Source organism: Streptomyces sp. PR69, assembly GCF_026420845.1.
GTDB lineage: Bacteria > Actinomycetota > Actinomycetes > Streptomycetales > Streptomycetaceae > Streptomyces.
Genome location: NZ_JAOWCB010000064.1, coordinates 1 through 10,148, shown reverse-complemented (window position 1 = coordinate 10,148; position 10,148 = coordinate 1). Strand labels below are relative to the sequence as shown.

Sequence of the window (10,148 nt, the reverse complement as noted above, 5' to 3'; positions counted from 1 at the left end):
CCGCCGCCGGCGGGCGCTCACCGGGGCGCGGGACGCCGGTTCCGCGCCCCGTGTATGCGGCCCGCCGGTCCCGCGGGGCATCGGCCCCGCCGCGCCCTACGCGTGCGGCCGCCCCATCGCGCGGTACGTCCACCCCGCCTCGCGCCACCGCGCCGCGTCCAGCGCATTGCGCCCGTCCAGCACGACCCGCCGCGCTGCCACCGTGCCCAGCTCCGCCGGGTCCAGCTCACGGAACTCGGCCCACTCGGTCAGATGCAGCACCACGTCCACGCCCCGCACGGCCTCCCGCGCGCTGTCCGCGTACCCCAGCGTGGGGAAGAGACGGCGGGCGTTGTCCATGCCCTTGGGGTCGTACACGGTCACCTGGCCGCCCTGCAGATGGATCTGCCCGGCGACGTTCAGCGCGGGCGAGTCCCGCACATCGTCCGAGTCGGGCTTGAAGGCCGCGCCCAGCACGGCGACCCGCTTCCCCAGGAACGACCCGCCGCCCAGCGCCTCCCGCGCCATCTCCACCATCTGCCCGCGGCGGCGCATATTGATCGAGTCGATCTCGCGCAGAAACGTCAGCGCCTGGTCCGCGCCCAGCTCGCCCGCCCGTGCCATGAACGCCCGGATGTCCTTCGGCAGACAGCCGCCGCCGAACCCGATCCCGGCACGCAGGAACTTCTTCCCGATCCGCTCGTCATGGCCGATCGCCTCCGCCAGCTTCGCCACATCGCCGCCGGCGGCCTCGCACACCTCGGCCATCGCGTTGATGAAGGAGATCTTCGTCGCGAGGAAGGAGTTCGCGGAGGTCTTGACCAGCTCCGCGGTCGGGAAGTCGGTGACCACGAAGGGCGACCCCTCGCTCACGGGTGTCGCGTACACCTCGCGCAGCAGCTTCTCGGCCCGCTCGCCCGCGACGCCCACGACGATCCGGTCGGGGTGCAGGGTGTCCTGCACGGCGAAGCCCTCCCGCAGGAACTCCGGATTCCAGGCCAGCTCCACCCCCTCGGGCAGCAGTGCCGCGAGCCGCTCGGCCGAGCCGACGGGCACTGTGGACTTGCCGACGACCAGCGAGCCGTCCCGCACCACCGGCGCGAGGGAGGCGAAGGCGGAGTCCACGTACGACATGTCACACGCGTACTCGCCGTGCTTCTGCGGGGTGTTCACGCACACGAAGTGGACGTCGCCGAACGCGCCGGCCTCCTCCCACGAGGTGGTGAACCGCAGCCGTCCGGTCGAGCCGTCCAGCCCCGCCACATGGCGGCGCAGCAGCTCCTCCAGGCCCGGCTCGTACATCGGCACCCGGCCGGCCGACAGCATCTCGATCTTCTCGGGCACCACATCGAGGCCCAGCACCTCGAAGCCCAGCTCCGCCATGGCCGCGGCGTGGGTGGCGCCGAGATAGCCGGTGCCGATCACGGTGATCTTGAGGGCCATGGGTGCTCCAGTGCTGATGATGCTGATGACGGCTGTTGCTGTTGCCGTTGACGGCGTCGCTGCGGGCCTGAGCATAGTCGGGCCCGCCCGGGGGCACGTTTCCCGCTGTCACCAAGCTCACGTAGGCCCGTGAGCGCCCCGCCCTCTAGGATTTGAGTTACTTAACGGTAGTTAGCAACTGCTGGGGCGAGTGAGCGACCTTGGCGTCTAAGGGAGATTCCGACAGTGTCTGACTTCGATCTGTACCGCCCGTCCGAAGAGCACGACATGCTCCGCGAGACGGTCCGCTCGCTCGCCGAAGCGAAGATCGCGCCGTTCGCGGCGGCCGTGGACGAGGAGGCCCGTTTCCCGCAGGAGGCGCTGGACGCCCTGACCGCGTCCGACCTGCACGCCGTCCACGTCCCCGAGGAGTACGGCGGCGCGGGCGCCGACGCCCTCGCCACCGTGATCGTGATCGAGGAGGTGGCCCGCGTCTGCGCCTCCTCCTCCCTGATCCCCGCGGTCAACAAGCTCGGCTCGCTCCCGGTGATCCTCTCCGGCTCCGAGGACCTGAAGAAGAAGTACCTGGGCCCGCTCGCCAAGGGCGACGCGATGTTCTCGTACTGCCTCTCCGAGCCGGACGCGGGCTCCGACGCCGCCGGCATGAAGACCAAGGCCGTCCGCGACGGCGACCACTACATCCTCAACGGCGTCAAGCGCTGGATCACCAACGCGGGCGTCTCCGAGTACTACACGGTCATGGCCGTCACCGACCCGGAGAAGCGCTCCAAGGGCATCTCGGCCTTCGTCGTCGAGAAGGGCGACGAGGGCGTCTCCTTCGGCGCCCCGGAGAAGAAGCTCGGCATCAAGGGCTCCCCGACTCGCGAGGTCTACCTCGACAACGTCCGCATCCCCGCCGACCGCATGATCGGCGCGGAGGGCACCGGCTTCGCCACCGCCATGAAGACCCTGGACCACACCCGCATCACCATCGCGGCCCAGGCCCTCGGCATCGCCCAGGGTGCCCTCGACTACGCCAAGGGCTATGTCCAGGAGCGCAAGCAGTTCGGCAAGCCGATCGCCGACTTCCAGGGCATCCAGTTCATGCTCGCCGACATGGCCATGAAGATCGAGGCCGCCCGCCAGCTGACGTACGCGGCCGCAGCGAAGTCGGAGCGGGGAGACGGCGACCTGACCTTCCAGGGCGCCGCGGCCAAGTGCTTCGCCTCCGACGTCGCCATGGAGGTCACCACGGACGCCGTCCAGCTCCTCGGCGGCTACGGCTACACCCGCGACTACCCGGTCGAGCGCATGATGCGTGACGCCAAGATCACCCAGATCTACGAGGGCACAAACCAGGTCCAGCGGATCGTGATGGCCCGCAACCTGCCGTAGAGGGCCCAGGAAGCGCCCCGGCCCGCTTGCGGACCGGGGCGCTGTTGCTTTGCTTCGGCCGCCTCTCGGGGCACGACCGCGCCGACGATTCAACGCCGATCTGCGGGGCCATGGCTTGGGACCTGCCGGTTCCCCGCAGAGAAGGTTCGCGGCCTCTACATCTCGGTTCTGTGCCGGGCCCCCCGGTACCTAGGCCCCGCAATCCGGTCGTGGGACTCGGGTTCAGGGTGCCCGACTCAGGTCTCACCGGCCCCTGTCATTGCTCTTGCGTCACGCGCGCGTGATCGGTCACCACCCGCCGGAACAGCGGGTGCCCGGTCCGTCCGGTGTGCCGCAGGGCCCAGTCTTGCGCGGCCTCCTGCTCGTGGTGCGGCCCGGAGGCGGCTTCGCAGCCGATCGTCATGCAGAACGCCTCGTAGACGACGCCCCCTTCGGGAGCATGCCGGATGCTGTGGGGCACGTACCGGAACACGGCACGGGGGCTCATCGGCGGCTCTCCCGAGATCTCCGGTAGTCGTTGCAGTGTGTGACGCATTTGCCAAAGTGGTCACGGCGCAAGGTCGCTGATGACCCGCACGTTTCGCATTCCCTCACCTCAGGAGCTTCGATAGTCCGGTTCACCAGGTCACCGCCGGTGTGCCGATCACATGCGAGTCGAGGTCGATGCCGAAGTCGGCCGCGAGGACCAGGCTGAGCCGACGCTGTCGTTGCTCGCAGTCGATCAGGTACGGACGTACCAGGGCCGTCTCGCCACCGTCCAGCGATACATCCAGCCCATACGGGGAACGCGCAGTCAGCCCCCGCAGCCTGTCCATTCCGGTGGCATCAGGCCGCCCGTATTGAACGGGTGCGGCGGGCCGGGGGTCGGCCCGATGCCTTCCTGCACCAGGCTCGAACACCTTCCGCGCCCACCTCGAAAGCGCGTGGATAATACTCACTGTCATCAGCTCCTCAGTAGCTGGCGGCCACGCCCCGGGACGGCCCCACCGTCGCCGGGGTCTTCACATCCCAGCAGCGTAGAGGAGGTGTACTACCCCCGTCTAGCCTCTGGGTTAGCTATGGTGGGTACACGACCGCCGTCTAGTTTGTGGATCATGAGTATTGACCGGGAGGGGCCAGTCCCGCCGTACCGCCAAATCGCCGCGATCCTGCGCGCCCGCATCACGGACGGCAGCATTCCGGCCGGCCGTCGCATCCCGAGCCTCGTCGAGATGGAAGCCGAGTTCGACGTCGCGCGCGACACCCTCCGGAAGGCCGTAAAGGTGCTGAAGGACGAAGGCCTCGTGGAGACAGTCACAGGCATGGGGGTCTACGTAGTGAACAGCGACACCGACGACACCCCTGTCGGCTGACACACGAGCGCCTGGCCCGCGCTTGTACAGGGCGCGGGGGCTCATCGGCGGCCCACCCGGAGCTCCGCAGAGCAGCAGGTCGGGGGCTGTCGGCGACGCGCATGACGCCTCTCAGTACCTCGGCCAGTCGACACTTGAGATGGCGAAGCTCCTGGGCCCCGACTTCAGGAGCACCGAGCATCGCCTCGGCGTGGCCTGAGTGCGGTGCTCCCCTGGCCCGGCTGAGTCGACGCGTGTGAACGCTGAGGTTGCGGCATGGAGACCTGCTTTCTGATCGGCCCGCGGTGCTCCGCGGCTGAGCAGCCACCGACGCTAGGTCTCCCGAACGAACGGTAGGGGCAGGGTTTCTGCCCCTTCGCCTTATGCAGCCAGCATGCCGAGCTTGACGGCGAGTTCGCTTGCGCGGCGTCGCTGGTGCGGGCTCTTCGACTCGCTTTCCGTCAGGAGGATGCGGCGGGCGTAGCCGTTGTAGCGGATGGTCTCTGGGGCGGATTCGTACGCCTTGCTCAGGGCTGCGAGTGCCGCTTCGGGCTGCTTGTCCAGCTCGTATCCGCGCGCTTCCTCGATCCGGTGCCGGGCACGCCTGGGATGCGACGGGATCAGCGAGGCATCGGCGGCCGCTGCCTGCCTGACGCTCTCTCCGCCGGCGTGCAGCTCGACGGCCACGGTGACCGCGTGAGCGCCCATGATGGCCTGGGAGAACGAGGTGACGGGGTGGAAGTAGTCCTTCGGCAGCCGCCTGGCCTTGGACCGCGCCGCGTCCCAGTGATGCCATGCCGTCCCCGTGTCCCCACGGCGCGCGGCCGTGTACCCGGCCTCGAACTCCAGGGCCCCTGAGATGGCGAGCACCTCGTCACCCGCCTCCGGAAGCATTCGCTCCAAGTGCCGAAGCGTGTCAAACGTGACCGCGTCCGCCGAGTCAAAGTGCCCGGGCCCGCTGTCCCGGTGCGCCTGCGCGGCGAGCCATGCCGCGATGCCCAGCGTGTGCGGGTCCTCGGACTCCAGCGCGGCCACCATCGCGCGTTCGACGACGCGCCAGAGCAGCGAGGCGTCAGGCTGGTACGCGAGGAAGAACTGGCTCAGGCTGTACGTCTGCGAAAGCAGCGCTTGCGCGGCCCGGCGCTCCGCGCCCGTCTCAGCCTGCCGCACGAGCGACTGTGCGTCGCGGATCAGCTCGGGCAGCAGTGCACCGATGACGTCCCGGTGATGCGGCGACGCATGCCGCGCCTGCCATGCGCGCGCCAGGCGCACCTTCACATGGTCATGGGCCGGAGCCTCCCGGTCGGAAGCGAAGGGATACGCGTCGACGGCCGCACGCACCTGGGGCAGTCGCGCATGCCCAGGGCCCGTGAACAGCGACACCGGCTCGGACTGATCGCCGGTGAGCTCGGCCAACTCCCTGACCCGCAGCGCCTCAGCGATGCGCAGCACCATGTGCAGCTTCGGCATCTGGAGCTGCCCGCCTTCAACCTGCTTCACCCAGCTTGGGGACTTCCCCACCAATCCCGCGAGGACGGTACGGCTCATCCCTCTGCGCGTACGCAGGACTTGCATCCGCTGCCCGAACGCGATCGGCTCCAGCAGCGGACCAGGGGTGACTTCGGACGGCATGACCTTGCCCCTCTCTGTGTAACCCACGTCACATGCAGAGTACGGCGCAGCACACCCGCCATCCCAGGCAACGAGCGACTGCGTGAACGCGGCCGTATGTCCGCCACTCTCACACGTCCAGTAGTCGGGGCGGGCACTCTATCGCCCACCATTACAATTCTTCAACGACAGCTCCTCCTCCGGGAAAAAGAGGGCGTTGTAGACTTTCACATGCGCAAGTCCTGGTAGGGCAAGGTCGACAGTTGCATCCAACTGATCCTCCGACAGGACGTGGAAGCCGCGCGCCTTCAACAGTCGAAGTACGTCGCGCTCAATATCCGACGAAGAATCCTTCCGCGAAGCAATGAATTCCATACAACCACAGGCATCCACCCTTGCGAAAGTCGCGTACAGTCCAACCATCGAGAGGCGAACGAAATATTGCCGGTGCGACTTAAGGGTGTAACTGAAGCACACGTCACAGTTAATATCCGTGTCGTCGACCAATGCTGCAATTCCCGACAGATCGTCGATGAGATCGCGATAAGGCTGGCTCCGTGCTGCAACCAGGGCAAAGGACCTTCTAGGAGCGCTGATGTCCCTGTAGGCGTTCTGAATATCCTGCAACAAAACGCCCCACGCTTGCCAAGACCAGGAGAGTCTCGCTCCCACAGGCCCTCACCCCTTCATCTCGCTAGTCAAAATACTCGCGACCGGCCGGGTGAGCGTGCGTCTTGCCAGACTGATCAATGTGAACCCGCACCTTGGTCTGCCAGCCTCCATTGGGACCCCTTCCCACCGGCCTTCCGTATTCATAGCCACGAACATTCGAACGACCAGGCACCGGAGTTCCATTCTGCCAAGCGTGCTGCGCATAGGCATCTGCTTCACTTCTACTCCCGAACGCCGATGTGGGCGTGCCGTTGTCGAGCCGCTTTCGATACTCCTTCGTTCCCCGGACGTGCTGATCTTGCTTCTGTCGAGAAATAGGAACGACGCTCTGCCGAGAAAACGACGGGCCGCAATTACTGTTGTGAACGAGGATCGGAGTATCGCCCGCCAGCACATAGTACGTGTGCTCGCCGGGCGGGCATCACCTGCATTTTCGCTGTTCAGCGAATTCCGGCGGGTCCCAGGACGTACGTGGAAGTCCCCTGCTGTGCGCCCGTGTTGCCGTCGGCGTTGCCGTCAGACGGCTACGCGCGTGAGGGCGGTGAAGTGGGCTTTGGCCGGTGTCCTGCCCGGGTTGAGGCCGGGCATGGTCAGGGGGCCGTACGCTGGCTCGGCAACTCGGGCAGGTCGTGATCCTGCCCGGAATTTGAACGAGTGGCCCCCTGGCCTTGCCCGGCGCGGGCCCCAGCCCGGGGAGGTGGGTAAAGCCAGCAGCGTCGGCGACTACCTCACCTACTGGCTGAACGGTGTCGCCGTCCACCGGCTCCGCGAAAACACCCACACTCGCTACGCAGCCTGCGTCCGCCTCCACCTCATCCCCGGCCTCGGCCTCGGCCTCGGCACCAAGAAGATCGCGCGGCTCACCGCCAAGGACGTACGCACTTTCCTCGACCGGCTCCGCACCACCTGCCGGTGCTGCGCCCAGGGGCTAGACAACGAACGGAAGAAGTGCTGCGCGATCGGCGAGTGCTGCCAGAAGCGGCTGTCCCCCTTGACCGTGACCTTACGTGCACTCGGTGCTCAAGTCCGCCCTTGAACATGCCGTCCGCGAAGTCGAGCTGCCGCGTAACGTCGCCCGGAACGTCAAGACCGCGCCGCCTCGGCCCAGGCGCTTCCAGCCCCTCACTGCGGTCGAGGCCCGCCAGTTCCTCGACGCAGCCCGCGCCGACCGGCTCCACGCCCTGCACGAACTCGCCCTGCGCACCGGCCTCCGCAAAGGCGAACTCCTCGGCCTCCACTGGGAAGACCTCGACCTCAACAGCGGGACCGCCAGCATCCGCCGTTCACTCCAGCGCACCCGCACCGGCGGCCTCACGCATCTCCCCACCAAGACCCGGGCATCCGAACGCCGTATCGCGCTCCCGACCGAATGCCTGCACTCCCTCAAGGAGCACAAAGGACGGCAGGACAAGGAGCGAGAAACAGCAGGATCGGACTGGAGCGGCAGCGGGCTCGTCTTCACCACGCGGACTGGCCAGCCTCTCGACCCTGCCAACCTCACCGCCGCTTCCGCAGCTTCCTCCACCAGGTCGGCCTCCGACGCATCCGCTTCCACGACCTCCAACACTCGACTGCGACCCTACTCCTGGAACAGGGGGTCGACCTCCTCGTGATCAAGGAACTCCTCGGCCACGCCCACATCGGCGTCACCGCCGGCGTCTACGCACACGCACGACTCCGCCTCCAACGCCAAGCCATCGACACTCTGGGCAGGATGTTGGCCGAGGGCGAGGACGAAGAGCCGCCGCCCTCGGCAGGCATCGTCCGCTGACGTTGCCGTCAGCGTTGCCGTCACAAGACGCCAGGCCCCGCCGGAGATCACTCCGGCGGGGCCTGTTTGATCTATTCTCCCGAGAAATGGAGAGGCTCGGCTATTACGCGTACCGCGCCAGGCGCTTACCGAAGCCTCTCACTCGGTTCAACCTATCCGAGTGAAGAAGTATTACTCGCTGGGATTCTATAGGAAGCTGCGAGATTCTCGTCGAAGAACACGATCAGCTCATCGGGCATATACGTGAACCCCTCCCCCTCGGCCGCACCTAGCGCAATAACCAGGCTTGACTTATTGGAGAATCCGAGGCGATACGCCCAGGGCATTTCAGGGCAACCTTCGTTGGGAATGTGCCAGGCAGGGCTGATTTCCACAATATCGGCCCCAAGGAACCTCTCCCAATCGACATGGTCGCTCACGTCGACAGTGTCCCCTGGCAAGTCGGCGTCCGACTCTCCAGGTTTCCTAAGCTCGATCGCCATCCCTTCGTTGAGACCATCCATCGCCCAGGATAGGGATAGTCCAGCCCCGGTGCTCATGACCAGATCAACGGCCATGTCGACTTCATGAGCACGATCTTCCCTGTGCCCTTCGGGCCAGGTTTCCCCTTGCGGCACTACGTAGCGGACCGCACTCACAGACGCCCCCGCGATCGCACCCCGAAGGTCAGCGAGACTAGCGTCGCCGCGCGCCTTTGCATCCCACGGCTCGATTACCAACATGCCTAGTACCGCCCGAAGTATTGGAACTGTCCATTTGCGTCGAAGGTCGCACCGATCCCCCGCCCACCAGCAGGGTCCGGCATGATATACCGCGTTCCGCCCGCGAAGTTTCCAGAATTGACAGCGGACCTAGTGGTTTGCGGATTGGTCAGAATGTCGTCCAACAAATCCTGCCCGGCAGTCTTCAACTCCTTGCCGGGAACCACAGGAAGATCGCCGCGGTTCATATGCTTCTGGTATTCACGCCCTGCATGAGTCGTCTTCCCCTTGGCTGCACGCATTCCACTCTGCGAAAGCGCATCCAGATCAGGGCAGCCTCCGGAGTTATGCACGAGCACGGGAGTCTTGCCCGCCAGCACATAGTACGTGTGGAGGTCGGCGACCGTGAGGTTATAGGTGGTCTGGTGCGCAGTGTAGGTGCGGGCGGCCTGGACCGTGGCCGTGTTGCCCTCGTCCGTGCGGAGGGTCATGCCGGGTTTGAGGGTGCCGGCGTCGAGCCAGGCCTGTTCCGATTCGGACCAGAAGGGGTGGTGGTCCGTGGTCGTGATCGTGTCTGAGCCTTCAGGCGAGGCGATCGTGAGGTCGACGTACGTCTTGTCGTCCTCGGTCAGGATGGTGGCTGTTACGGCCTTGCCTGAGGTCTCGCCTGTTTCGGGGTCAGTGGCGAGTACCTGATCTCCTGCCTTCAGGTCCTCGATGGGCTTGGAGGTGCCGTCGGCCAGCAGGACCTCGGTGCCGGCTACGAAACTGTGTTTAGTGGGGCACTTCTTGAAGATGAAGGAGAGAAGCTTGGTGCCCTTCCTGGTTGCTGCAACCCCATCGCCCCATACCGGGATTGCAGCGACCAGGCTCCAGCCAGCTTCACTGAAGTTTCCTTCGAATGTGTACAGGATGGCATTGGCTACATCCGGAACCGCCCCGAGCCCCGGGACGAAGCCAGCAGCGTCCAGAGCAAGGTGGACTTCCTCCATGTTGAAGTCTGCCGTGTCTCTGGAAGTCCACTGGCAGCCGGCTCCGTACTTGCGGCTGGTGCAGTCCAGTCGCTCCTGCTTGACGTCGACTGTGGTCTTAGGGTCGGCTCCGTAGGTCTTGACGACAGTGACAGTCGTACGGCTATTGGGACCTGTCTTGACGGTGGTATCGCGGTCGTTGTAGTTCCACTTCCCTGGCCCGCCCGACCAGTAGTGGTCGCGCTCGGCCATATATGCCGAGTCGTTGGCGCTGTTGCCGCCGATCGGGCCGTCA

At 66.1% G+C, this 10,148-nt stretch carries 9 protein-coding genes and 1 pseudogene; 3 read left to right on the top strand and 7 right to left on the bottom strand.

From position 1 onward, the window contains the following. Positions 1-96: 96 nt before the first annotated feature. A complete protein-coding gene (locus OF819_RS28710) occupies positions 97-1,422 on the bottom strand; it encodes a UDP-glucose dehydrogenase family protein (protein ID WP_267246576.1) in 1,326 nt (441 codons plus the stop codon). Positions 1,423-1,647: 225 nt separating this feature from the next. Here OF819_RS28710 and OF819_RS28705 point away from each other — a divergent pair, with 225 nt between their 5' ends. After that, entirely contained in the window at positions 1,648-2,796 is a 1,149-nt protein-coding gene (locus tag OF819_RS28705; RefSeq protein ID WP_416370651.1) for an acyl-CoA dehydrogenase, read from the top strand. Positions 2,797-3,052: 256 nt separating this feature from the next. Here the strand turns inward: OF819_RS28705 and OF819_RS28700 are convergent, their stop codons facing one another. Further along, on the bottom strand, positions 3,053-3,283 hold the full coding sequence (locus OF819_RS28700; RefSeq protein ID WP_267246575.1) for a hypothetical protein: 231 nt from the start codon (positions 3,281-3,283) through the stop codon (positions 3,053-3,055). Between the two features lie 130 nt (positions 3,284-3,413). Next, positions 3,414-3,611, bottom strand: a complete 198-nt coding sequence (locus tag OF819_RS29170; protein WP_323748978.1) for a hypothetical protein — start codon at positions 3,609-3,611, stop codon at positions 3,414-3,416. Between the two features lie 279 nt (positions 3,612-3,890). Between OF819_RS29170 and OF819_RS28690 the strand changes: the two genes are divergently transcribed. Next, positions 3,891-4,148 (top strand): GntR family transcriptional regulator, encoded by a 258-nt coding sequence (locus OF819_RS28690; RefSeq protein ID WP_267246573.1) that lies wholly within the window; start codon positions 3,891-3,893, stop codon positions 4,146-4,148. Between the two features lie 360 nt (positions 4,149-4,508). Here the strand turns inward: OF819_RS28690 and OF819_RS28685 are convergent, their stop codons facing one another. Together OF819_RS28685 and OF819_RS28680 are read right to left on the bottom strand one after the other, a co-directional pair. Next, entirely contained in the window at positions 4,509-5,759 is a 1,251-nt protein-coding gene (locus OF819_RS28685) for a helix-turn-helix domain-containing protein (RefSeq protein ID WP_267246572.1), read from the bottom strand. 138 nt (positions 5,760-5,897) lie between these two features. After that, positions 5,898-6,410, bottom strand: a complete 513-nt coding sequence (locus OF819_RS28680) for a hypothetical protein (RefSeq protein WP_267246571.1) — start codon at positions 6,408-6,410, stop codon at positions 5,898-5,900. 487 nt (positions 6,411-6,897) lie between these two features. On the opposite strand from OF819_RS28680, the pseudogene OF819_RS28675 reads away from it, so the two are divergent. After that, positions 6,898-8,181, top strand: a pseudogene (locus OF819_RS28675) (tyrosine-type recombinase/integrase). Positions 8,182-8,333: 152 nt separating this feature from the next. Here the strand turns inward: OF819_RS28675 and OF819_RS28670 are convergent. Further along, positions 8,334-8,738, bottom strand: coding sequence for a hypothetical protein (locus OF819_RS28670; protein WP_267246570.1), 405 nt, complete (start codon positions 8,736-8,738; stop codon positions 8,334-8,336). Between the two features lie 167 nt (positions 8,739-8,905). Then, on the bottom strand, positions 8,906-10,148 hold a 1,243-nt coding region (locus tag OF819_RS28665), incomplete at its 5' end, for a polymorphic toxin-type HINT domain-containing protein (protein ID WP_267246569.1).

What these genes read in the sequence shown, in the direction of transcription:
- OF819_RS28710 (WP_267246576.1), bottom strand. Translation starts at nt 1,422, where the DNA reads ATGGCCCTCAAGATCACCGTGATCGGCACCGGCTATCTCGGCGCCACC.
- OF819_RS28700 (WP_267246575.1), bottom strand. Translation starts at nt 3,283, where the DNA reads ATGAGCCCCCGTGCCGTGTTCCGGTACGTGCCCCACAGCATCCGGCAT.
- OF819_RS29170 (WP_323748978.1), bottom strand. Translation starts at nt 3,611, where the DNA reads ATGGACAGGCTGCGGGGGCTGACTGCGCGTTCCCCGTATGGGCTGGAT.
- OF819_RS28690 (WP_267246573.1), top strand. Translation starts at nt 3,891, where the DNA reads ATGAGTATTGACCGGGAGGGGCCAGTCCCGCCGTACCGCCAAATCGCC.
- OF819_RS28685 (WP_267246572.1), bottom strand. Translation starts at nt 5,759, where the DNA reads ATGCCGTCCGAAGTCACCCCTGGTCCGCTGCTGGAGCCGATCGCGTTC.
- OF819_RS28670 (WP_267246570.1), bottom strand. Translation starts at nt 8,738, where the DNA reads ATGGCCGTTGATCTGGTCATGAGCACCGGGGCTGGACTATCCCTATCC.